This is a genomic window from Egibacteraceae bacterium, assembly GCA_035540635.1.
In the GTDB taxonomy this organism is placed as follows: domain Bacteria; phylum Actinomycetota; class Nitriliruptoria; order Euzebyales; family Egibacteraceae; genus DATLGH01.
Map to the genome: position 1 here is coordinate 13,896 of DATLGH010000052.1, position 24,325 is coordinate 38,220.

Genomic DNA, 24,325 nt, shown 5'->3' on the forward strand with positions numbered 1-24,325 from the left:
CCGACCGTGGAACGCCTGCGAGAGGGCTACTTCGACGTCGAGCTCATGGCGCGGGCGTTCCCGGACCTCCTCCGGGAAGGCCTGGCGAACACCGTCATCCTTTCGTTCGCCGCCATGGCCCTCGGGCTCGCCGCCGGGATGGCGCTCGCCCTCATGGCCATATCGCGGCGCTGGTGGGTCCGGCTGCCGGCCAAAATCTACATCGACATCTTCCGCGGCCTGCCGGCCATCCTCACCATCGTCCTCGTCGGCCTCGGCCTGCCGACAGCCGGCTTCCGCCCCTTCGGCCGGAACACCTTCGCCTACGCGATCCTCGCGCTCGGCATGATCGCCACCGCCTACATCGCCGAGATCTACCGCGCGGGCATCGAGAGCGTCGACCCGGGGCAGATGGAGGCCGCGCGCAGCGTCGGCATGCCCTACCTCATGGCGATGTGGGTCGTCGTGATCCCGCAGGGCGTGCGGCGGGTGCTCCCGCCCCTCACGAACGAGTTCATCGCCCTCATCAAGGACTCGAGCCTCGTCTTCGTGCTCGGCCTGTCGATCGGCGACCGCGAGCTCTTCCGTGTCGGGCAGTCCATCGTGAACATCGAGGCCAACTACTCGCCGCTCGTCATGGCCGGCGTCTTCTACCTGTTCATCACGATCCCCCTCACCCATCTCGTCAACCTCCTCGACCGGCACCTGCGGGACGGCGGAGGGGTCGCCACCGACGAGGAGCTGCCGGCGAGTGCGAACCCCGCACCGAGGCGCGCCTGAATGGACACGCCTCGGGTCGCCTTGCGGGACCTGCACAAGCGCTTCGGCAAGCTCGCGGTGCTCCGCGGCATCACCCTGGAGATCCCCGCAGGCCAGGTCGTGTGCGTCGTTGGCCCCTCGGGCTCGGGCAAGTCCACCATGCTGCGCTGCATCAACCGCCTCGAGGAGCCGACGTCCGGCACCGTGGAGATCGACGGGGTCGACATCACCGACCGCACGACCGACATCGACAAGGTCCGCGCCCGCGTCGGGATGGTGTTCCAGCAGTTCAACCTCTTCCCCCACATGTCGGCGTTGAGGAACGTCAGCGTCGCCCTGCGCAAGGTCAAGGGGCTGCGCAAGGAGGAAGCGGAGCGCATCGCTCGTGAGCGGCTCGCCGAGGTCGGCCTCGCCCACAAGGCCGACGTGCGACCGGCGCAGCTGTCGGGTGGCCAGCAGCAGCGCGTCGCCATAGCCCGGGCGCTCGCCATGGACCCGGACGTCATGCTGTTCGACGAGGTGACCTCGGCGCTCGACCCCGAGCTCGTGAAGGGCGTCCTGGACGTGATGCAGGGCCTGGCGGAGCGGGGGATGACCATGGTCGTCGTAACCCACGAGATGGGCTTCGCACGCGAGGTCGCCGATCGGCTCGTCTTTTTGGACAAGGGCCTGGTCGTGGAGGACGGCGACCCGCGCGAGCTCTTTCGGCACCAGCACACGGACCGTTTCAGGGCCTTTTTGGAGCAGGTCCTGTGAGCCGCCCGTCGAGGTCCGCACTACAATCCGTGCCTATGGGCGGGATCCTCGGAAGGAGGAAGGAGGCACGAGTGCGCATCCCCATGAGGGTCGGTGTCGGCGCGCTGCTCCTGCTCATCGCGTTGCTCGCCGTGCCGGCCGGTGCCCAGGAAAACGCCGAAGGCGTCCGCGGAACGCTGACCAACCAGGCGGGCGAGCCGGTCGAGGGCGTGGACATCACCGTTCGCGACGCCGAAGGCGACGTCGTCGACACCGCCACGAGCGACGAGGAGGGCGCCTGGTCGGTCCCGGTGCCCGGCCCGGGCAGCTACGAGGCCACCCTCGACACCGACACGCTGCCGGGTGAGCTGGGCCTCACCGACCCTGAGCGCCAGACGCTGTCCTTCACGATCCGCACCGGCCAGAACCGCACGCTCATCTTCCAGCTCGGCGAGCGGGAGACGGCCGCGGCGCAGATGTTCGGGCGTGTGGCCCAAAGCGGCGTCAACGGGATCAAGTTCGGCCTCATCATCGCGATGACCGCCATCGGGCTCTCGCTCATCTTCGGCACCACTGGGCTCATCAACTTCGCCCACGGCGATCTTGTCACCATGGGCGCGGTCACCGCATTCGTCATCAACACGGCCGTTCCGGGCGTCCACCTCATACCGGCGACGTTCCTCGCCGTCGCCGTCTGCGCGGGCTTCGGCGGCGCGCTCGAGGCGGGCCTGTTCCGGCCCCTGCGGCGGCGCCGGACCGGCCTGATCCAGCTGCTCGTGATCACTGTCGGGCTCGCGTTCCTGCTCCGCCATGTGATCCTGTTCTTCTTCGGGGGAAGCCGCCGCACGTACCTCAACTACGCGCTCCAGTCGGCGGTCGAGATCGGCCCCGTGCGCCTCACCCCGCGAGAGATCGTCGTCATGGCGCTCTCGCTGGTCGTGCTCATCGGCGTCGGGCTCCTGCTCACGAAGACGCGTCTCGGCAAGGCGATGCGGGCGGTGTCGGACAACCGCGACCTCGCCGAGTCCTCGGGGATCAACGTCGAACGGATCATCCTCGTCGTGTGGATGCTCGGCGCCGCCCTCGCCGCGCTCGGCGGGATCTTCCAGGGCGTCGTCGTCAACGTGAACTACCTCATGGGCTTCCGCCTGCTGCTCCTGATGTTCGCGGGCGTCATCCTCGGTGGCCTCGGCACCGCCTACGGGGCCATCGTGGGCAGCCTCGTCGTCGGCATCGTGACCGAGCTGTCCACGCTGTGGTTTCCCGCGGAGCTGAAGTACATGTGGGCCCTGCTCGTGCTCATCGTCATCCTCCTCATCCGCCCGCAGGGCATCCTCGGGCGCCGCGAGCGGGTCGGCTGATGACCCGGCGGACGGGATAGGGCCGATGACCTCGACGACGCAGCGCAGCGACCAGCAGGCGACGGTCGGCGCGGGCGCGCCGCGCGGCAGACGGACGGACAGCCCCTGGGGCCTCGTCGCCGTCCTCGTGGCGCTCCTGCTCGTCGTGATGGTGGCCGCCGAGATGATCGGTGTGAGGTCCCAGGCCATCTTCGTCGAGGCCCTGCGCGTCGCCACGGGGCCGTCGGCGGCCGTCTACGCGCTCGTCGCCATCGGCCTCAACATGCACTTCGGCTACACCGGCCTGCTCAACTTCGGCCAGGTGGGCTTCATGCTCGTCGGCGCCTACGGCATCGCCATCGGCGTGGCGATCCTCGGTTGGAGCCTGTGGCCCGCGCTCCTGCTCTCGGTGCTCTTCGCGGTCGCGCTCGCCCTGCTGCTCGGCATCCCCACCCTGCGGCTGCGGGCGGACTACCTCGCCATCACGACCATCGCCGCGGCGGAGATCCTGCGGTTCGTGTTCCGTGTTCGCCAGGCCCGCCCCGTGACCGGTGGCGTCCGGGGACTCTTCGGGTTCACCGGCGACTTCTACCGTGTGAACCCGATCCCCACCGGCGAGTACGCCGTCGCCCTGACGCAGCGAACGCTCTGGGTGCTGCTTCTCGCCGCCCTGGCGGCGGCCGTCCTCGTTCTGGCGAGCAGGATGGCCGGCGCCTGGTGGGCACGGGCCGTGCAGCCGCAGCGCGCGTGGGGGGCGCTCGCCGGGACGCTCGTCGGCCTGTGGCTCGGCGCCGGCCTCACCGTGCTCAACCCCATTCCGGCGGGGCGTTACCGGCTGCTCGTGACGACGACCCACGCGCGGATATGGGGCCTGGTCGTCGCCGCGCTGATCGCCGGCGCGCTCGCGGCGCTCGCGAGGGGCCACGGGCGTCGCGGCCTCACGGAGCGGCGACAGTCCCTGGCCGGTGCAGCCGCGGTGGGTGTCGCGGCAGCGGCGGTGCTCGCTCCCGCGTTCTACGCGGTGAACCCGTTCCCCGACGACTACCTCTTCGCGCTGTTGCGGTTCAGCGAGCGGCGGCTGTGGGTGGTGCTCGTTGGGTGGTCGCTCGTGGCGCTCGCCTGCCTGTTCGTGTGGGCGCTCATGCGCAGCCCGTGGGGCCGGGTCGTGAAGTCGATCCGCGAGGACGAGGACGCGGCCCGCAGCCTCGGCAAGAACGTCTTCTCCTACAAGATGCAGAGCCTGGTCATCGGTGGGGTGATGGGAGCGATCGGGGGTGCGCTGCTCGCACTCACGATCCAGACCGTCCAGCCGGACACCTTCCTGCCGCAGCTCACCTTCTTCGCCTACACCGTGCTCATCCTCGGCGGGGCCGCCCGCATCCTCGGCCCGGTGGTGGGGTCGGTGGTGTTCTGGTTCATCGTCGCCGGCGTCGACGGCTTCCTGCGCCGGGCCGCGGCGGTCGGCGCCCTGCCCGAGCAGTACTTCCACGCCGGCTCGATCGGGGCCGTACGGTTCGCCTTCGTCGGTGTCGGCCTCATGCTCCTCATGATCTACCGGCCCCAGGGTCTGCTCGGGGACCGACGGGAGATGCAGCTCGATGTCCAGTGACCCGACGGTGGGCCCCGGCACCGCGGCCCACCCGCTCGCGGCGGTCCCCCCCGAGCCGGGGGTCGCGAAGCCCGACCCCATTCTCGTCGTCGACGGCGTGGTGAAGTCGTTCGGGGGCCTGCGGGCCGTGGACGTTGCCCACCTCGAGGTCCCCCGCGGCCTCATCACCGGGCTCATCGGTCCGAACGGCGCGGGCAAGACGACGTTCTTCAACGTCATCAGCGGGTTCGAGGCCGCCGACCAGGGCACCTGGACCTTCGACGGTCAGCCGCTCGCGAAGGTGCCCGCGCACCGGGTCGCGCGACGGGGCATGGTCCGCACGTTCCAGCTCACCAAGGCGCTCGGACGCATGAGCGTGCTCGAGAACATGATGCTCGCGGCGATCGGCCAGCGGGGCGAGCGGTTCCTCACGTCCCTCGTGCCCGGCCTGTGGCGCGGTGAGGAGGAAGCGAACCGCAGGCGCGCCGAGGAGCTGCTCGCCCGCTTCCGGCTCGACCGGATGCGCGAGGAGTACGCCGGCACGCTGTCAGGCGGTCAGAAGAAGCTGTTGGAGATGGCGCGCGCGCTCATGGTCCAGCCGAAGATGGTGCTGCTCGACGAGCCGATGGCCGGCGTGAACCCGGCGCTCACCCAGTCGCTGCTCGGTCATGTCAAGGCGCTGCGCGACGAGGGCATGACCGTGCTGTTCGTCGAGCACGACATGGACGTCGTCATGGACATCAGCGACTGGGTCGTGTGCATGGCCCAGGGCCGGATCATCGCGGAGGGGCCGCCCGCGTCCATCGGCACGAACCGCGCGGTCATCGACGCCTATCTCGGCGGCCAACACGACGATCCGCCGCAGGTCCCGTAAGGAGCCCCGATGAGCAGCGACCCGATCCTCGTGGCGGACTCCGTCGTCGCCGGCTACGTGCCGGGGGTGAACATCCTGAACGGCTGTGACCTCGAGCTCACGGGGGGCGAGCTCGTCGGGATCATCGGACCGAACGGCGCCGGCAAGTCGACCCTCGTGAAGGCGATGTTCGGACTCCTGCCCATCACCGAGGGGTCGGTGCGTCTGCGCGGCGAGGACATCACCAACCTGCCCGCCCACGACCTCGTGTCGAAGGGCGTCGGCTACGTCCCGCAGGTCGCCAACGTGTTCCCGAGCCTCACGGTCGAGGAGAACCTCGAGATGGGGCTCTACCTGCGCCCCAGCGAGTGGGAGCCGCGCTTCGCGTTCGTGTCGGAGCTGTTCCCGCTCCTCGCCGACCGTCGCAGGCAGCGCGCCGGCTCGCTGTCCGGGGGTGAGCGCCAGATGGTCGCGATGGGCCGGGCGCTCATGATGGAGCCTGCGGTCCTGCTCCTCGACGAGCCCTCCGCGGGCCTCTCCCCGGCCATCCAGGACGAGGTGTTCCGCAGGATCCGCCAGATCAACGAGGCCGGCATCTCCATCGTCATGGTGGAGCAGAACGCGCGCCGGTGCCTGCAGATCTGCCATCGGGGCTACGTCCTGGACCAGGGGCGCAACGCCTACACCGGCACCGGCCGTGCGCTGCTCGCCGACCCGAAGGTGATCGAGCTGTACCTCGGGACCCTCGCGAGGGCGAGGTAGGCGCACAGCGAGGAGGCCCGGCGAACCGGGCCCCCTCGTGACGCGGGACGGGCTACTCGAGCCGTGACTCGATACCGCTCTCCAGCACGGTGAACGCGCCGTCGCGGAAGCCCCAGACGTCGTAGGTGCCGAACTCAGGCTCGCCGGCGTCGGTGAACGTCGTCGCGCCGCTCGGCCCCTGGTAGTCGATGTCCTCACCCTGCTCGAGGAGCTCGACGCAGTCGGTGAAGGTCGTGCACTCCTGCCCGTCGCGGGTGACGTTGATCATCTCGTCGACGAACACGGTCGGGTCGTCGCTGTCGGCCGCGATCGCGGCGAGCGCGATGATCGTGACGCAGTCGAAGACCTGCGGGGCGAAGGTCATGTCCTCAACGTCCGGGGCGAACTCCCGGAACGCCGACTCGAAGTCCTCGTCGAGGCCCGGGGCGGGCCGGGTGCCCGTCATGCCGTCGAGCACGTTCGGGTTGCCGGCCTGGACGGTCTCGTTCAGGGTCTCAGAGGCGAGGCCGTCGGCGCCGTAGACGCCGATGTCGGCCGGCCCGAGACCTGCTTCGACCATGGCCGCGAGCAGGGTGGCGCCCTCCTCGAAGGAGATCACCACGACCGCGTCGGGGTCAGCGGCGGTGAGCTGCTCGACCTCGGCGTCGAAGGTCTCGGTGTCGGGGTTGTAGAGCACCTCCTCGACGACCTCGGCTCCCGCTTCCTCGAGCGCCTCGCTCGTGGCCTCGAGCAGGCCCTCACCGTAGGGGTCGGAGCGGGCGACGAGGGCGATGCGCTGGTGGCCGTCGGCGACGATCGTCTCCGCGAGGATCGGCCCCTGGAGCGCGTCGGTCGGCGCGGTACGGAAGTAGTAGCCGCCGTCGTCGTAGTCGGTGAACACCGGGCCGGTGTTCGAGCCGGAGCACTGCACGACGCCGGCGCCGGTCACCTGGTCGATGATGGCAAGCGACATCCCGCTGGCAGCCGCGCCGATGATGGCGTCGACGCCCGCCTGCAGCAGGCGGTCGGCGGACTCGGAGGCGACGGTCGTGTCGCCGGCCTCGTCGGCGCCCTCGAGCTCGATGTCGGCGCCGAGGACACCGCCGGCGTCGTTGATCTGCTGGACGGCGTACTCGACACCGCGGATCATCGGGGGCCCGAGGAAGGCGAGGTCGCCGGACTCCGGCAGGACGTAGCCGAGCCGCAGCACACCGTCGCCGCGGGTGACGTCGTCCTCCTCGGGGGTCTCGGTGTCCTCGGGCTCGTCGGTGGGCGCGGGTTCCTCCTCCTGGGCGGGGCATGCGGTGAGCAAGAGTGCGGGTACGGCGGTGATCGCCAGAAGGCGCAGCCATCTCGTCCTCAACATCGTGGTCTCCTTCGCGGGTGCGGGGGTGACGCTGCTGGTGCGGCGAATCGTAACCTACGAATGTGGTAGTTGCAGGCAGGCGTCCGGGCCGCGGCCGCCACTATCATCGCCCCATGCCCGAACGCCCGGTTCTCGCGTTGCTCGACGGACACAGCCTCGCCTACCGGGCGTTCTTCGCCCTTCCGGAGGAGCTGCGCACGACGACGGGCCAGCAGACCAACGCGGTCTACGGGTTCACCAGCATGCTCATCAAGCTGCTCACCGAGCACCGCCCCGACGGCATCGCGGTGATGTTCGACAAGGGCCGGCCGGTCGAGCGGCTCGCGCTGATGCCCGACTACAAGGGCACCCGGCGGGAGACACCCGATGCCTTCCGCTCCCAGCTGCCGCTCATCAGCGAGGTGCTCGACGCCCTCGCCGTCCCCCAGGTGGCCATGGAGGGCGTGGAGGCCGACGACCTCATCGCGACGTACGCGACGCTCGCCCGGAACGCCGGCATGGACACCCTCGTCGTCACCGGCGACCGCGACGTGTTCCAGCTCGTCGACGCGCACACGTCGGTGCTCTACACCCGGAGGGGGATCAGCGACACCGTGGTGATGGACGCCGCGGCGATCGAGGCGAAGTACGGTGTCGGCCCGGACCGCTACGCGCATCTCGCCGCCCTGCGCGGCGACCCGAGCGACAACATCCCGGGGGTGCCCGGGGTGGGGGAGAAGACCGCCGCCAAGCTGCTCGCCGAGCACGGTGACCTCGAGGGCATCTTCGCCAACCTCGAAAGGGTCCCGGGCAAGAAGCTTCCCGCCATGCTCGCCGAGCACCGTCAGGCGGTCTTCGACGGCTACGCGGTCGCCCGGCTGCGGCGGGACATCGTGGTGCCGTTGCCGGTGGAGGCGCTGCGGCGCGGTGACGCCGACCCCGACGCGGTCCGGCGCCTCTTCGCGACCCTTGAGTTCCGGGCGCTGTGGGAACGGCTGGCCGAGGCGCTCGACACCGGCGAGCAGGCCGCCGAGGCCGAGGCGTTCACTGCCGACCCGCAGCAGCTCGGCGCCGGGCAGCTCGCCCGCTGGATCGACGCGCTACCCGCAGGGCGCCCGGTGGCGGTGCTGCCCTTCTCCCAGGGGCGCCCGCCGTCGGTGCGCTTGGAGGGCGTGGCGCTCGCGGCTGCGGGTGCGCGGCCGGCCACCGCGACGCTTGCCCCGCTCGCGCGCGAGGACCTCGATGCGCTCGGCGGGCTTCTCGCCGATCCTGGGCGGCCGCTGCTCGTGCACGACCTCAAGGCCCTGTGCCACGCGGCCGGGTCGCGGGGCTGGGCCGTCGACGGCGTGCGCCTCGACACGGAGCTCGCCGCCTATCTCGTCCAGCCGCAGCAGCGCGACTACGACCTCGAGGCGCTCGCGCTGCAGTACCTCAACAAGCAGCTCACGGTCGGCGCCTCGTCGGAGGACGGGGGCGGGCAGCTCGCGATGGCAGTCGGCGAGGACTGGCAGGAGCGCTGCCTGCGCGCACAGGCGCTGCTCGACGTCGCCGGGGCGCTCGACGACGAGCTGGCGGCACGGGACCAGGCCGACCTCCTGTCGGGGCTCGAGCTGCCGCTCGTGCCGGTGCTCGTCGCGATGGAGCGCTGCGGCATCGCCGTGGACCTCGAGGTGCTGACCGAGATCGGCGAGGCCCTCGGCGACCGGATGCGCCACCTCCGTGAGGAGATCTACGGCTGGGCCGACGAGGAGTTCAACCTCGACTCGCCTAAGCAGCTGCAGGCGATCCTTTTCGACCGCCTCGGCCTGCCGAAGACGAAGCGCATCAAGACCGGCTACTCCACGGACGCCGCGGCCCTCACCGCGATCGTCGACACCCACCCGATCGTCGCCCCCCTGCTCGAGTACCGGGAGGTGAGCAAGCTCAAGGGCACCTACGTCGACGCGCTCCCGCCGCTCGTCGACCCCGCCACCGGGCGCATCCACGCGGAGTTCCGCCAGACCGTGGCGGTGACCGGACGGCTGAGCTCGCAGCACCCGAACATCCAGAACATCCCTATCCGCTCGGCCACGGGCCGCGAGATCCGCCGCGCGTTCGTGCCGGGGGAGGGACACACCGCGCTGCTCGTCGCCGACTACTCCCAGATCGAGCTGCGGGTCATGGCCCACCTGTCGGGTGACGAGGGCCTCGTCGCGGCGTTCACGAGCAACGAGGACATCCATGCGACGACGGCTGCCATGGTGTGGGAGCTGCCGATCGACGCCGTCGACAACACGCTGCGCAGCCGCATCAAGGGCATGACGTACGGGCTGGCCTACGGCCTGTCGGCGTACGGGCTGTCCCAGCAGCTGCGGATCCCCCCCGACGAGGCCCGCGAGCTCATGGAGGCGTACTTCGCGCGCTTCCCCGGCGTGCGGGACTACCTCTACGGAGGCGTCGACCAGGCGCGCAAGGACGGGTGGACCTCGACGCTCTTCGGGCGTCGCCGCTACCTGCCCGACCTCATGAGCGACAACCGCCAACGCCGCGATATGGCCGAGCGCATGGCCCTGAACGCGCCGATCCAGGGCACCGCGGCGGACATCATCAAGAAGGCGATGGTCGTCGTCCACGAGCGCATGGCCGCGCGCGGCATGGGGTCGCAGCTGCTCCTGCAGGTCCACGACGAGCTCGTCTGCGAGACCGCCCCCGGCGAGGAGGAGGAGCTGCGCGAGCTGCTCGTCGACGCGATGGGCGGTGTGGCCGACCTCGCCGTCCCCCTCGAGGTGGACACCGCCCTCGGCCCCTCGTGGGCCGAAGCCGAGAAGCACTGAGAGCCGGCGTGCAGGCTGAACAGCAGCCACGGGAGGGTGGTTGCGGCCGTCAGGCCCCCGATCGCCAACAGGTCGCGCGTGAGCGTCGACGCCACCCAGGGGAAGGCGGCGGCCGCCCGAGGTGCACGTTGACACCCTGCACGGCAAGGGCGACACTTCGTAGGACGCCCGTCCCGTGGCCGGGTGCTTTTCTTTGCACCCCGGACGGCGCCCACCACCGCCTCGTCATTCCAGGAGACCAGCAACCGACATGACCACCGACGACACGACTTCCCCGGACGCTGCCGCCCAAGCGTCCACCAGTACCTCCCTCGCCACCGCCCCACGAGCAGAACGGGAGCGCGGTGAGCAGATCATCCTCGAGGAGTTCGGTTCCCGTGAGGAGTTCGAGAAAGCCCTCGAGGCCACGATCAAGGAGTTCGACGACGGCAGCATCGTCGAGGGGGTCATCGTCAAGGTCGACCCCGAGGAGTGCCTGCTCGACATCGGCTACAAGTCCGAGGGCGTCATCCCCTCGCGTGAGCTGTCGATCAAGCACGACATCGACCCCCACGAGGTCGTCGCCGTCGGGGACGTCATCGAGGCGCTCGTCCTTCAGAAGGAGGACAAGGACGGCCGCCTCATCCTGTCGAAGAAGCGCGCCCAGTACGAGCGGGCCTGGGGCAAGATCGAGGAGATCTACCAGAACGACTCGACGGTCACCGGCACCGTCATCGAGGTTGTGAAGGGCGGCCTCATCCTCGACATCGGGCTGCGGGGCTTCCTGCCCGCCTCGCTCGTGGAGATGCGCAGGGTCCGCGACCTCCACCCCTTCGTCGGCCGCGAGCTCGAGTGCAAGGTCATCGAGCTCGACAAGAACCGCAACAACGTCGTCCTGTCCCGCCGCAAGTTCCTCGAGGAGACGCAGAGCGAGTTCCGCAAGGAGTTCCTCGAGACGTTGCAGAAGGGCGAGGTGCGCAAGGGCACCGTGTCGTCGATCGTGAACTTCGGCGCGTTCGTGGACCTCGGCGGCGTCGACGGCCTCGTGCACGTCTCCGAGCTGTCCTGGAAGCACATCGACCACCCCGGCGAGGTCGTCGAGGTCGGCCAGGAGGTCGAGGTCGAGGTCCTTGACGTCGACCTGTCGCGGGAGCGGGTCTCGCTCAGCCTCAAGGCCACCCAGGAGGACCCCTGGCGGCAGTTCGCCCGCCAGCACTACGTCGGGGAGTTCATCGAGGGGCGGGTCACGAAGCTCGTGCCGTTCGGGGCGTTCGTCAAGGTCGAGGAGGGCATCGAGGGGCTCGTGCACATCTCCGAGCTCGCCGAGGCGCACGTCGAGCTGCCCGAGCAGGTCGCCAAGGTCAACGACCCGGTGACCGTGAAGATCATCGACATCGACGACGCGCGCCGGCGCATCTCCCTGTCGCTCAAGCAGGCGGTGAAGGCCGGCTTCGGGACGGAGCCCGAGATCGAGCAGGAGCCGTCCTACGCCGCCGCTGCGGAGCCCGCCTCCGGCGACGCGCCGAGCGGCGCCGTCGGTGCGGCGCTCTCCGCGGCGCTGCAGCAGCGCTCCGACGCCGAAGCCGAACAGTCCTCGGCCTCCGGGCTGACGCTCGAGGACGTCGTCGCGGACCTCCGTGGTGACGTCGAGGGAGCCCCCACCGGCGACGCGGGGACTGACGAGGGCGAGCCCGCTGCCGAGGGCGAGCCCGCTGCCGAGGGCGCGACAGCCGAGGACGGGACCGCCGAGGACGCGACCGCCGAGGACGCGACCGCCGAGGACGCGCAGGCGGGGTCGCCCGAGCAGGCAGGTGCCGACCAGCCGGCGGAGCCAGAGCCCGACGCTCGGCCGGGGGCTGGCGAGCCGGGCTAGGGCCGTGTTCCTCGTCGGGTTGACCGGCGGCATCGCCTCCGGCAAGACCGAGGTCAGCGAGCGGTTCGTGATGGCGGGCGCCGAGCTCGTCGACGCCGACGCGATCGCGCGCGAGATTCTGCTGCCCGGCGAGGAGGCCTACCGCAAGGTCGTCGACCACTTCGGCTCCGACATCCTCGACGACGAGGGGTTCATCGACCGGGCGGCGCTCGGCGACATCGTCTTCCACGACCCGTCGAAGCGTGCCGTCCTGAACGAGCTGACCCACCCCCCCGTCATCGCGCGCATCGCCGACGCGCTCGAGGTCCTGACCGCCTACGACGGCGTCGTGGTCCTCGACGTGCCGCTGCTCGTCGAGACCGGCATGGAGCGCGGGTCCGAGGCCGTCGTCGTGGTCGCCTGCGACCCGGAGACCCAGATCCAGCGACTCGTCGAGCATCGGGGCCTGAGCGAGGGGGAGGCCCGGGCACGGCTGGCCTCCCAGGCGCCCCTCGAGGCCAAGCTCAGCGTCGCCACGCACGTCATCTGGAACGACGGCACCCTCGACGAGCTCCACGCGCGCGCCGACGAGGTCGCCGCCGACCTGGCGGGCAAGGCGCGGGAGAAGGCGGTCGCGGAGAGCAAGGGCGTCCCGAACGACTGATGCGGCCGAGCTGGCCTCGGACGTCCCTATCATGGGTGGATGGCCGCCGCACCCGCCCGCACGGGCGCCCGCCCCTTCGACGTCGTGAGCGAGTTCGCGCCCGCCGGCGACCAGCCCCGGGCCGTCGAGGGCGTCGCAGAGGCGGTCGCCCGCGGCGAGACCGACATCGTCCTGCTGGGCGTCACCGGGTCCGGCAAGACGTTCACGGCGAGCAAGATCGTCGAGGCCGTCCAGAAGCCGACCCTCGTGATCGCCCCGAACAAGACGCTCGCGGCCCAGCTCGCCGGGGAGTTCCGGGAGTTCTTCCCCCGAAACGCCGTCGAGTACTTCGTCAGCTACTACGACTACTACCAGCCCGAGGCGTACATCCCCTCGACCGACACCTACATCGAGAAGGACAGCTCCATCAACGACGAGGTGGAGCGGTTGCGCCACCGCGCGACCATGGCGCTGCTCACGCGCTCCGACGTGCTCATCGTCGCGAGCGTGTCGTGCATCTACGGCCTCGGCTCGCCCCAGGAGTACGGCAAGCACGTCCTGCGACTCGTCGAGGGGGAGGACAGCGACTTCGACGGCGTCCTGCGCAAGCTCGTCGACCTCCTCTACGAACGTAACGAGCTCAACTTCGTGCGGGGCAAGTTCCGGGTGCGCGGCGACACGCTCGAGGTGCAGCCGGCCGACTCCGAGCTCGCCTACCGCGTGGAGTTCTTCGGCGACACCGTCGACCGCATCACCCGGCTCGACCCCCTGACCGGCGAGATCGTCAGCCAGGTGCCCGAGGCGTGGATCTTCCCGAACTCCCACTACGTCGCGAGCCCCGAGCGGATGCAGCGGGCCATCACGACCATCGAGGAGGAGCTGCGGGAGCGGCTCGCGGAGCTCGAGCGGGCGAACAAGCTGCTCGAGGCTCAGCGGCTGCGCATGCGCACGAACTACGACCTCGAGATGATGCGGGAGATCGGGTTCTGCTCGGGTATCGAGAACTACTCGCGCCACATCGACGGGCGGGCGCGCGGTGAGGCGCCGCACACCCTCCTCGACTACTTCCCCGACGACTTCCTGCTCATCGTCGACGAGTCGCATGTGACGATCCCCCAGATCGGTGGCATGTACGAAGGCGACCGCTCACGCAAGGAGACGCTCGTCGAGCACGGCTTCCGGCTGCCGAGCGCGCTCGACAACCGGCCGCTGCGCTTCGAGGAGTTCCGCGCGCGCGTCCCCCGGACGCTCCACGTCTCCGCGACCCCCGGCCCGTTCGAACGGCGCGTCGCGACGACCGTCGTCGAGCAGGTCATCCGCCCGACGGGTCTCGTCGACCCGGAGGTGGTCGTGCGCCCCACGAAGGGCCAGATCGACGACCTCATCGCCGAGATCCGCGGGCGCGCGGAGGTCGACCAGCGGGTGCTCGTCACGACGCTCACGAAGAAGATGGCCGAGGACCTCACCGACTACCTCCTCGAGTCGGGTGTCCGGGTGCGCTACCTCCACTCGGAGATCGACACCGTGCAGCGCATCGAGATCCTCCGCGAGCTGCGCCTCGGCGAGTTCGACGCGCTCGTCGGCATCAACCTCCTGCGCGAGGGCCTCGACCTGCCGGAGGTGTCGCTCGTGGCGATCCTCGACGCGGACAAGGAGGGGTTCCTGCGCAGCGAGACGTCGCTCATCCAGACCATCGGCCGCGCCGCCCGCAACGTCGCCGGACAGGTCATCATGTACGCCGACGACGTCACCGAGTCGATGCGCCGCGCGATCGACGAGACGAACCGCCGCCGCAAGCTCCAGATGGACTTCAACGCCGCCAACGGCATCGACCCCCAGACGATCCGCAAGAAGGTCGGCGACATCATCCAGATGGCCCGGGCCGCCGAGGCGGGCATGCCCTACAAGGCCGCGGTTCCCGACCTCAAGCGCCGTCGCCGGCGCGGCGGCGCGGACACGCCCGACGTCAGCGAGCTGCCGCAGGAGGATCTCGCCAAGCTCATCCAGTCGCTCACCGACGAGATGCACGACGCCTCCGCCGACCTGCGGTTCGAGTACGCCGCCCGCCTCCGCGACGAGATCGCGGACCTGAAGCGCGAGCTCCGCGCCATGCGTGAGGGCATGCTCTGAACGGCAGCGCGACACTCGACCGCACTTTGGCCTGGCACAAAAGCCCATAGGGGGGCGTGTCGGCGCCTTCTGAAGGTAATGTGTCCGCGCTGCGGAGGCGGCACCCTGCCACAGCTCATCGGGGGCTACAGAGGTTAGCGAGGAGCTCGTCGGGGAACAGGTTGCCGGGCTGGCGATGCAACAGCCCCCACGGATCGCCTGGCAGCCCCCACACCGAATCGCGGCACCGCCTCGCTGCAACCCGTTTCACATCGCCAAGGAGATCCCCCTTGCAGTTCGGCCTGTCCCGCGTCGCTTCGCGCGCCAGAACCACGTGGATGTAACGCTGCGCGGGGCACGCCCGCAGGTCGCTGTCGCGCTACCTGAGCGGGAAGACAGGAGCCACCTCTGGGCAGCAGACGTCGCCGTCACGCAGGCCGTACGGCACGAGGCTCGACCAGAAGTGCGCTGGCGGACAATGCCCTTTAGACGTATTATCCTGATTTGGTGATCCCCCATCCCGGTTCCCTCGACACTCACGGCAGCGAAGGGCTCGTGCCTCTTGTGATCCTGGAGGTCATTGGCCGGCGAGTGGCGCTTGTCGCCGAGGCAGTCATTGAGGTCCTGCCGATCGTGTGGGTCAGTCCGTTGCCGAAAGCCCCCCCCGTGGTGGAGGGGGTCATCGACTTCCGGGGCAAGGTCGTGCCCGTACTCGATCTCCGTGCGCGCTTTGGCCGGCCGTCCTCTCCTCCGGTGCTGAACGAACACCTTGTCGTCGTGAAGGTCGCCGGCCGGAAGCTCGCACTCCACGTCGACCGCGCCGTCGGCCTGGAGACCGTGCCGGCGGAGGACATCGACTCCGCGGCGTTGCCGGAGGTCGACTACGCCGCCGGGGTGGCCCGGCTCGCCAACGACCTGCTCCTCGTGCACGACTTGGGAGCGTTCCTGTGGGCCGACGAGGGGCTGGCGCTCGACGCCGCGCTGGCCGAGTCGGGACGTCCCTTGAGCAAGGCGCAATGAAAGGCCGGGCAGCGCTCGTCGGCTACGTGGAGGAGCGGTCGGGGCTCGCGTTTGCCGGCGTCCAGCTGCCGCGAATGACCGAGGCCCTGGAAGAGTCCGCCGCGCGGAGGGGCCAGGTAGCCGACGCCGCCTACCAGGCCGTGCTCGAGCAGGACGAGACGGCCTTCGACGAGCTCATGGATGCGCTCACTGTCCCCGAGACGCACTTCTTCCGGGAGGCGTCCGCGGTTGCGCTCCTGCAGGAGGTTGCGCTGCCGGCGGTCGCTCAGGGGCGGCCGGCCGGGGGGATCGGGGTGTGGTGCGTCGGCTGCGCCAGCGGGGAAGAGGCCTACACCGTCGCCATGGCCGCAAGCGAAGTCGAACTCGGCGACCAGGTACGGATCCTTGGCACGGACGTGTCGCCGCGGGCGCTCGCCAAAGCGGAAAGAGCGGTGTACGGGCGCTGGTCGCTGCGGGGGGTCGACGAGGATCGCCGCCGCTTGTTCGTGGCTGACGGTCCCCGCTACCGGGTCAGCGAATCCATCCGCGGCCAGGTCCGGTTCCGCGTGATGAACCTCCTTGCGGGTCCCCCTGGCCGGTTCGAGATCGTGCTGTGCCGCAACATGCTGATCTACTTCACCGCGGAGGCCGTGCAGCGCGCGGCCGCGGTGCTGCATGCTGCGCTGCGCCCCGGCGGCTGGCTGTTTACCGGGGCGTCGGACCCCCTGCTGACGGTGCCCGGTCTGGACCGTGTCGCGACCCCTCATGGCGTCGCCTACCGGCGGGCCGCCGACGCCCCCGCCGGACCACCCGTCGCGCAGGCGGGGGCCAACCGCTCCACTGCCCTCCCGCGCAGGGCGATCCCCGAGGGGGCGCGGGCCCCGATGCCCGTGCCGCATCCACCGCGATCTCCAGCTCGCATCCCGTCAGTGGAGGAGGGCGCGCGCGGCGAGGAAGCGCCGGCCGGCGCCGAAAGAGCGAACGGGCACGACCCGCTCGACGCCCTGGGGTGGTATGTCACCGCCGCGGTCCACCTCGAGGCCGGCCGCCCAGCCGACGCGGTCGCGGCGGCGCGCGCGGCCCTTTTCCTCCATCCGGGGCTCAGCGGCGCTGCGGCCCTCCTGCACCACGCCCGGCGCGCCCTGGCGGGACCCCGGTGACGCACCTCCTGCGGAGAGGACGGTTCTATGGCGGCTGAACCGCCACCTGAACCGCCACCTGAGGCGGTGATGGAGGCGCTCAAGATTCGCGCCCGCCGGCTTGCCGAACCCACCCCCCACACCCGCGCGAAGGCCGTCGAGCTGCTCGTCTTCTCCGTGGGCGACGCCCGCCTCGCCGCGCCGGCCGATCGGGTGCGGGAAATCCTCACCCCCGGCGCCACCGCCCGTCTTCCGACGAGTGGGCAGGCGCTGGTGGGGCTGCGCGCCGCGCGCGGCGCGGTCGTGGTCCTCGCCGACCCGTCGATCCTGCTGGGGGTGGGCGGCGACGCACCTCCCTCCGGCGAGCGTTTCGCTGTCGTCCTCGACCACCCCGTCGCACCGGTAGGCGTCCTGACCGACCGCGTCGACGGAGTGCTCATCACCTTCGGGGGTATACGACCGGCTCCCGACGACCCTCTGCTGGCGGGCATCACCGCCGACGGTGCTCTCGTACTCGACGTGGATGCGGTCCTGGCCGACCCGCGGCTGGCCAGCGAACCCCTGCCCTGACGACAAGGAACGCCGTGACTTCCCCTACCGCACAGGGCGCGACCATTGGCCGCCAGATCCTCCTGGGTCACCTGGCGACCATGGTCGTGCTGCTCGCGCTCATCGTCGTCGCGCTCACCGCCGTCCTGCAGCTCAGGGCCACCTACGACGCCGTCCTCCGCCGCGAGGTCCCGCAGGTCATCGGCGCGTACCAGCTCGACTACGTCGCCGCGCAGAAGGCCGCCGACAACCGCGCCTACCTGCTCACCGGCGATCGGGCCCATCTCGACCGGCTGGCGGGCCATGACGCCCGGTTCGAGCAGGTTCTCGAGGACATGGAGGCGCGCGCGCGCACCCAGACCGGCCGGCAGCTGATGGCCGACGTCCGCGAGGCCAAGACGGACTGGGACGCGGCGGTGGCGAGTGCGCTGGAAAGCGCGGAGGGGCTGGCACCCGCAGAGGTCGCAGCCCTCGCCGCACAGCGGCTGTTCCCGACGCGGGACGCCCTGGCGAACGCGCTGCACCAGGTGATCAGCTGGCAGAACCGGCTCATCGACGAGGCGCAGGCCACCGCGGCTTCCCGTTCGCGCCTGGCGATCGCGCTGGTCGTCGGCCTGGGGATGGCCGCGCTCGCGATCGCCGTCGCCGTCGGCGGCTGGGTCACGCGGGGCACGAACAAGCGGCTGCAATCCGTCGCGCTCGACATCGACGCCGCCGCCACGGAGATCCTCGCCGGCACGTCGCAGCAGGTGACCGGGGCCGCCGAGCAGGCCGCCGCGGTCCAGGAGACGGTCACGACGGTGGAGGAGCTGACGCAGACCGCCGACCAGAGCGCCGAGCGGGCGCGGTCGGTGGCGGCCAGGGCGCAGCGCTCGGCTGAGGTCGCCGAAGCCGGCACCCGGTCGGTTGACGCCACAGCGAGGGGGATGGAGGAGATCCGCGCCCAGGTGGACTCGATCGCGTGCACGGTGCTCGGGCTGACCGAACACACGAAGGCGATCTCCGACATCGTCGACGCGGTCGACGACATCGCCGAGCGCACGCACCTGCTGGCGCTCAACGCCTCCATCGAGGCGGCCCGCGCGGGCGAGCAGGGCCGCGGCTTCGGCGTCGTCGCCGGCGAGGTGCGGGCCCTGGCCGACGAGGGCCGGCAGGCCACCGCCCGCGTCGGGGCGTTGCTCGGTGAGATCCAGCAGGGCGCCACCACGGCGGTGATGGCCACCGAAGATGGCATGAAGAGCGTGGCCGAGGGCGTGCGGCGCGTCGAGGAGGCCGGCCAGACCATCGCCGAGCTCGCCGAGACCGTCCGCGCCGCCACGCTCGCCGCCGAGCAGATCGCCGCTTCCTCGAGCCAGCAGGCGGTGGCCACCAGCCAGATCGACGAGGGGATGCGCAACATCGACCAGGTGATGGAGCAGAACGTGGCGTCGGCGCGCCAGATGGAGCAGGCCGCCCGAGCGCTGGACGGCATCGCCGACCGCCTCAAGGCGCTCGTGGGAGCGGACTCCGTTGGCCGCTGACGACGACTTGCAGCAGCGCCTTCGCCGGCTGTTCCACGCCGAGCTCGAGGAGGCGGTCGGGGTGCTCAACGCCGGGCTCATGCGCCTGGAGGAGGAGGTCGCGGCCGCCGACGCCGCCGACCTGGTGACCGAATTGTTCCGGACAGCCCACAGCGTGAAGGGGGCGGCGCTGTCGGCCGGCGTGGACGACGCCGTCGGCGCCGCCAGGCGGCTCGAGGGGGGCCTTGCCCGCCTGCGCGACAAGCCCGAGGCGGTCCGCCCGGACATGGTCCCCTCGTTCCTCGTGGAGGTCGACGCGCTGGCCGCCGTCGCCACGCAGCTCGGCGGGGACTCCGGCGTGCGCGAGCCGATCGCGCACAACGACGCGCCGCCATCGGTTCCCGCGGAACAGCAACCACCGCGAACCGCGCCGCGGACGGTGCGGGTGGCAGCCAGCGCCGTGGACGCCCTCGTCGGGCAGGCGGGCGAGCTGGTCGCCGCGGCGAGCCGAGCCGATGTCCTCGCCCGGGCCCTGGCCACCGACGGCGAGCGGCACGATACGACGGCCTCCGGGCGCGTGGCGGCAGGCGCACCGCTCGGGCGCACCGCCGCGGGGCTGGCCCGCGACGTCGCCCGTGTCAGCGCCGCCATCACCGCGGGCGTCGAGCGTCTCACCCTCCAACCCTTCGCCGACGCCTGCTCGGGCCTGGACCGCACGGTGCGCGACCTCGCGCATGCCGGGGGCAAGAAGGCGCGCCTGGTGGTGGAGGGGGCCGACGTCGAAGTCGACCGGTCGGTCGCGGCCATGCTGCGCGAACCGCTGCTGCACCTCGTGCGCAACGCCGTCGACCACGGCATCGAACCCCTCGGTCAGCGCCGCACCGCCGGGAAGCCGGAGACCGGGACGGTGACGATCGAGGCAAGCCTGCGACAGGGCAGGCTGGAGGTCGTCGTGCGCGACGACGGGCGGGGCGTGGACCGCGCCGGGCTGCGACGGGCGGCCGAAGACCGCCGGGGTGCCGAGCCCGGCACGGACGAGCTGGCCTTGGCGTTCGCTCCAGGCGTGAGCACCAGGGCGACCGTCAGCGACGTGTCCGGGCGTGGAGTCGGGCTCGACGCGGTCCGGGCACGGATCGAAGCGGTGGGGGGCGCCGTCAGAATGGACAGCACACCCGGCGAGGGCACCACCGTCACGCTGACGTCGCCGGTGAACCTCGCGCTCATGCGCGTGCTGCTGCTGGAGGTCGCCGGCGAGACGGTCGCCCTGCCGACGGCCGCGGTCGAGTGCCTCGTCACCGTGAGCCCCGACGAGATGCAATCGGTCAGCGGGCGCGCGGTCGTGTCGGCCGGTGACCGGATCTGGCCGGTGCGGTCGCTCCCGGGCCTGTTCGGAGAGACTGTCCGCAGCGGTCACCGACTGCCCCTCGCGCTGGTCGAGGCGGGACCGAGCGCAGCCGCTCTCGCCGCCGACGCGCTCCTCGACGAGCGCGAGGCCGTCGTCAGGCCGGTGCCCGCAAGGCTCGCCGGCATCCCGGAGCTGCTCGGGGTCACCGTCCTCGCCGAGGGGGGTGTCGCCCTCGTGCTCAACCCCGCCGCATGCCTCCGGGAGGGCATGACCCCGCCGCTCGCCCAGGCCGCGGGCCGCGCCCCCGAGGTCGAAGGACGTCGGCGGGTGCTCATCGCGGAGGACACCGTGACCACCCGGGTCCTCCAGCAGCACATCCTGGAGTCCGCCGGCTACGAGGTGGTGACCGCCGAGGACGGCGCGGAAGCCTGGGCGCTGCTGGAGCGCCACGGTGCGGACGTGGTCGTCAGCGACGTCAACATGCCGCGCATGGACGGCATCGAGCTCTGCCAGGCCATCCGCCGGTCCGAGCAGCTGGCGGGCATCCCGGTGGTGCTCGTCACCTCGCTCGGCAGCGAGGAGGACCGCCGCCGCGGGGTCGAGGCAGGCGCCGACGCCTACATCGTCAAGGCGGAGTTCGCGGCCGATCTGCTGGTCGCCACGGTGGAGCGCCTGCTGTGAGCCGTGAGCCCGTCCGCGCCATCGTCGTCGACGACTCGACGACCGCCCGCACCCTCCTCGTCGCGATCCTCGGGGCCGATCCCGGCATCGAGATCGTCGGCGAGGCCGCGACCGGCGCGGACGCACTCGAGGCCGTTCGGACCCTGCGCCCCTCCGTGGTGGTGATGGACATCGAGATGCCGGTCCTCGACGGCTTCGAGGCGACCAAGCGGATCATGGCCGAGAGGCCCACGCCGATCGTGATCGTCACCGCCAACCGGAACCCGGGCGATGTGGCCACGAGCCTGCAGGCCACCCAGCTCGGCGCCCTGACGGTCCAGCCCAAGCCGCCCGCGCCCGGCACCCCGGCCTTCCGCCGTGAGGCCGACCGCCTCGTGTCGCTGGTGAAGGCGCTGGCCGACGTCAGGGTCGTGCGCCGCCGGCCGGGCCAGCTCGCCGAGCCGCCGATGCCGCCGCGACCACCGCGGGGACGCCCGCTGCGTGTCGTGGGCGTGGCGGCCTCCACGGGCGGGCCCGCCGCGCTCTACCGGTTCATCGCCGCCCTGCCGGACGATCTCAGCATTCCCGTCCTCGTCGTCCAGCACATCGCCGAGGGCTTCGTGCACGGCCTCGTGCGTTGGCTGAACGCCGCCTCCCTCATGGCGGTGAAGGTCGCCGTGGACGGCGAGGACCTCGACGCGGCGACGGTGTACGTGGCGCCCGACGGAGCGCATCTGCGCGTCGACGGGCGGCGGGTGCTCCTCGACGGCGGCAGCGCCTTCCGGGGCTTCCGGCCCTCCGGGTCGGTCCTGCTCGAGTCGCTGGCGGCGTCGTACGGGTCCTCGGCGGCAGGGGTCGTCCTCACCGGCATGGGCAGCGACGGGCTGGAGGGCGCCCGGGCCCTGCGCGGCCGGGGCGGGCTGGTGCTCGCGCAGGACGAGGGGACGTCGACGGTGTTCGGCATGCCCCGCGCGGTCGCCGACGCGGGCCTGGCCGACGTGGTGGGCCCGGTGGAGGACCTCGCCGCGTGGCTGGCACCAGCGTGCCAGCGCGAGCAACGACAGAAGGAGCAGCGATGAGTCACCGGATCCTGGGGGTGGAGGACAGCCCCGCGCAGGCGGAGCGGTTGCGCACGGTCGTGTCCGCGGCCGGCTTCGCGCTGGACCTCGCGGCAGACGGGCGTGAGGCGCTGCAGCGCCTGGACTCCCGGCCATACGACCTCGTCGTCAGCGACGTCGTCATGCCCCGGATGGACGGGTACGAACTGTGCCGGCAGATCAAGGCAACGGACCCGCAGCTGCCGGTCGTGCTGCTGACCTCCCTGACCGACCCCGTCGAGATCGTCCGGGGTCTCGAGGCGGGCGCGGACAACTTCCTGCGCAAGCCCTACGACGCCGACCAGCTCGTCGCGCGCTTGCGCACGCTCCTGCAGCGTCGCGAGCGCCGGTCCACGGCAGACGCCCCCGCGGGCCTGGAGGCCATCCTCGGCGAGCAGCGCTACGCGGTCACCGCCGAGCGCCAGCAGATCCTCGACCTGCTCGTCTCCAGCTTCGAGGACCTCGTGCACACCAACGGCGAGCTGCTCCGACGCGGGGAGGCGCTGAGCGCGGCCCGCAACGACCTGCACCGCCAGCTCGAGGCAACCGAGGGGGAGCGGCGGCGCCTCGACGCCGTGCTCAAAGCGGTCCCCGACGCCATGGTCATCACCGACGAGCACGGCGTCATCACCGGCGCGAGCGACCGGCTCGTCACCCTCCTCGGCACCACCCGGGACCGGCTCGTCGGCCGGTCCCTCTTCGAGGAGGTGCGCTTCCGCGACTCGTCAGGCCAGGAGATCCCCCAGGAGCAGCGGCCGATCCCCCGCACCTTGACCGAAGGGATCGTCGAGATGGGCGCCAGCTTCGACCTGCTCGTGGATACCCCCGACGGGGCCGTCCCGGTGATCGCACGGGCAGCGCCGGTGCACGACCGGTCCGGCCGCACGGTCGCCGCGGTCGAGGCCCTGCACGAGATCGGTGCGCTTGCCGCCCACGACGCCCTCACGAAGCTGCCCAACCAGAGCCTCTTCGTCGACCGGGTGGCCCGCGCCGCCACCCTGTCCGCCGAGAGGAGGCGGCCGTACGCCGTCCTGGCGGTGACCGCCGACCGCTTCGCCCGCCTGCGGGAGAGCCTGTCACCCGCGGGCCTCGACCGCATCCTGGCCGAGCTGGCGTCCCGCCTCCGCGGGCTGCTCGCACGCCCGGACGTCCAACGACGCACCATCCTTGCGTCCGCGGCCTACTTCGGCCATGAGATGTTCGGAGTGGTGCTGCCGGATCTCGAGCACGAGATCCACGGCGTGCGGCTCGCGCACCTCGTGGCCGAGCGGCTGAGCGGATCGCTGGTCGCCGACGGCGTGCCGGTCGAGGTGACCACGACGGTCGCCGCGGTGTTCGGCCGCACCGCAACGCCCGACCCCGTCCAGCTCGTCGCCGCAGCGGTGACCGCCGCACGCCGGGCCAGCCAGAGCGGCGGCGGCGGCGTGGAAGTGGTCGACCCCGCCGTGAGCGTGCGCGCGGGCGACACGCTGCGCCGCGAGGCCGAGCTGCGTGAGGCGATCGACGCCGGTGACCTGCGGGTGCACTACCAGCCGCAGGTGGACGTCGGGCGCGAGACACCGGTGGGCGTGGAGGCGCTCGTGCGGTGGCACCACCCCGAGCACGGGCTCGTGCCCCCGACAGAGTTCATTCCGCTGGCGGAAGAGACCGGGCTCGTCGTGCCCCTCGGCTGGTGGGTGCTGCGGGAGGCGTGCCGCCAGGCGGCTGCCTGGCGCCGCGAGCTGCCGGGAGCCGGGACTTTATACGTGTCGGTGAACCTGAGCCCATCCCAGCTCGACGTCGCCGATGCGCCCCAGCGGGTCGCCGGCGTACTCGAGGCGACCGGCCTGCCTCCCGGGGCCCTCACCCTCGAGGTGACGGAGAGCGGTGTGGTCGCGGACGCGCGCACGGCCACGGAGCGGTTGGAGGCGCTGTCCGCGCTCGGTGTGCGCATCGCCGTCGACGACTTCGGCACCGGTTATGCGTCGCTGCTGCAGCTGCGGCGCTTCCCCTTCCACAGCCTGAAGATCGACCGCGGATTCATCGCGGGCATGACAAGCGATGCCGAGGACGCCGCCATCGTGGCGGCGAGCGTCGGCCTCGCCCACACTCTGGGGCTGGAAAGCGTCGCCGAGGGCGTCGAGACCCCGGAGCAGCTGGCACAGTTGTGCGGGCTGGGATGCCAGCTCGCGCAGGGCTACCTGTGGTCACGCCCGCTTCCTCCCGCCGACCTCGAGCGATGGTGGCTCCGGAAAACGGAAGCCGCCTCCGTCCAGCGCCTCGCATAGCCGTCCCCGGCTTCCGCGTTAGCATCCCATGGCG

Annotated in this window: 18 protein-coding genes; 17 read left to right on the forward strand and 1 reads right to left on the reverse strand. The window is 71.4% G+C overall.

Annotated elements, in window-relative coordinates; all coding sequences use genetic code 11:
• The first annotated feature begins 6 nt into the window (after window positions 1-6).
• From VM324_09100 to VM324_09125, 6 genes are all read left to right on the forward strand, one after another.
• Window positions 7-759: an amino acid ABC transporter permease gene (locus VM324_09100; GenBank protein HVL99431.1), complete on the forward strand. Its 753-nt coding sequence runs from the start codon at window positions 7-9 to the stop codon at window positions 757-759.
• The gene (locus VM324_09105) at window positions 760-1,494 is read left to right on the forward strand and encodes an amino acid ABC transporter ATP-binding protein (GenBank protein HVL99432.1); all 735 of its coding nucleotides are present in this window, start codon (window positions 760-762) and stop codon (window positions 1,492-1,494) included.
• A 71-nt stretch (window positions 1,495-1,565) separates the two neighbouring features.
• Window positions 1,566-2,834 (forward strand): branched-chain amino acid ABC transporter permease, encoded by a 1,269-nt coding sequence (locus VM324_09110; protein ID HVL99433.1) that lies wholly within the window; start codon window positions 1,566-1,568, stop codon window positions 2,832-2,834.
• 25 nt (window positions 2,835-2,859) lie between these two features.
• Window positions 2,860-4,422, forward strand: coding sequence for a branched-chain amino acid ABC transporter permease (locus tag VM324_09115; protein HVL99434.1), 1,563 nt, complete (start codon window positions 2,860-2,862; stop codon window positions 4,420-4,422).
• Complete coding sequence (locus tag VM324_09120; GenBank protein ID HVL99435.1) at window positions 4,412-5,275, forward strand: ABC transporter ATP-binding protein; 864 nt, start codon at window positions 4,412-4,414, stop codon at window positions 5,273-5,275. The genes VM324_09115 and VM324_09120 overlap by 11 nt, the downstream gene beginning before the upstream one ends.
• A gap of 9 nt (window positions 5,276-5,284) precedes the next feature.
• Entirely contained in the window at window positions 5,285-6,016 is a 732-nt protein-coding gene (locus VM324_09125; GenBank protein HVL99436.1) for an ABC transporter ATP-binding protein, read from the forward strand.
• Between the two features lie 52 nt (window positions 6,017-6,068).
• Here the strand turns inward: VM324_09125 and VM324_09130 are convergent, their stop codons facing one another.
• Complete coding sequence (locus VM324_09130; protein HVL99437.1) at window positions 6,069-7,361, reverse strand: ABC transporter substrate-binding protein; 1,293 nt, start codon at window positions 7,359-7,361, stop codon at window positions 6,069-6,071.
• Window positions 7,362-7,474: 113 nt separating this feature from the next.
• On the opposite strand from VM324_09130, the gene polA reads away from it, so the two are divergent.
• From polA to VM324_09185, 11 genes are all read left to right on the forward strand, one after another.
• The gene (gene polA / locus VM324_09135; GenBank protein HVL99438.1) at window positions 7,475-10,153 is read left to right on the forward strand and encodes a DNA polymerase I; all 2,679 of its coding nucleotides are present in this window, start codon (window positions 7,475-7,477) and stop codon (window positions 10,151-10,153) included.
• Between the two features lie 250 nt (window positions 10,154-10,403).
• Window positions 10,404-12,005: a 30S ribosomal protein S1 gene (gene rpsA / locus VM324_09140; GenBank protein HVL99439.1), complete on the forward strand. Its 1,602-nt coding sequence runs from the start codon at window positions 10,404-10,406 to the stop codon at window positions 12,003-12,005.
• Window positions 12,006-12,009: 4 nt separating this feature from the next.
• Window positions 12,010-12,648: a dephospho-CoA kinase gene (coaE, locus tag VM324_09145; GenBank protein ID HVL99440.1), complete on the forward strand. Its 639-nt coding sequence runs from the start codon at window positions 12,010-12,012 to the stop codon at window positions 12,646-12,648.
• A gap of 39 nt (window positions 12,649-12,687) precedes the next feature.
• Window positions 12,688-14,757: an excinuclease ABC subunit UvrB gene (gene uvrB, locus VM324_09150; protein HVL99441.1), complete on the forward strand. Its 2,070-nt coding sequence runs from the start codon at window positions 12,688-12,690 to the stop codon at window positions 14,755-14,757.
• 534 nt (window positions 14,758-15,291) lie between these two features.
• Window positions 15,292-15,756 (forward strand): chemotaxis protein CheW, encoded by a 465-nt coding sequence (locus VM324_09155; protein ID HVL99442.1) that lies wholly within the window; start codon window positions 15,292-15,294, stop codon window positions 15,754-15,756.
• A complete protein-coding gene (locus tag VM324_09160; GenBank protein ID HVL99443.1) occupies window positions 15,753-16,895 on the forward strand; it encodes a protein-glutamate O-methyltransferase CheR in 1,143 nt (380 codons plus the stop codon). The genes VM324_09155 and VM324_09160 overlap by 4 nt, the downstream gene beginning before the upstream one ends.
• Before the next feature lie 27 nt (window positions 16,896-16,922).
• Complete coding sequence (locus VM324_09165; protein ID HVL99444.1) at window positions 16,923-17,444, forward strand: chemotaxis protein CheW; 522 nt, start codon at window positions 16,923-16,925, stop codon at window positions 17,442-17,444.
• Between the two features lie 14 nt (window positions 17,445-17,458).
• Entirely contained in the window at window positions 17,459-18,943 is a 1,485-nt protein-coding gene (locus VM324_09170; protein HVL99445.1) for a methyl-accepting chemotaxis protein, read from the forward strand.
• Window positions 18,933-20,948, forward strand: coding sequence for a response regulator (locus VM324_09175; protein ID HVL99446.1), 2,016 nt, complete (start codon window positions 18,933-18,935; stop codon window positions 20,946-20,948). Before VM324_09170 ends, VM324_09175 begins: the two co-directional genes overlap by 11 nt.
• Window positions 20,945-22,006 carry a chemotaxis protein CheB gene (locus tag VM324_09180; GenBank protein ID HVL99447.1) on the forward strand — a complete coding sequence of 354 codons (1,062 nt, stop codon included), beginning with the start codon at window positions 20,945-20,947 and terminating at the stop codon, window positions 22,004-22,006. The genes VM324_09175 and VM324_09180 overlap by 4 nt, the downstream gene beginning before the upstream one ends.
• Window positions 22,003-24,291, forward strand: a complete 2,289-nt coding sequence (locus VM324_09185) for an EAL domain-containing protein (GenBank protein HVL99448.1) — start codon at window positions 22,003-22,005, stop codon at window positions 24,289-24,291. The genes VM324_09180 and VM324_09185 overlap by 4 nt, the downstream gene beginning before the upstream one ends.
• Window positions 24,292-24,325: the final 34 nt, after the last annotated feature.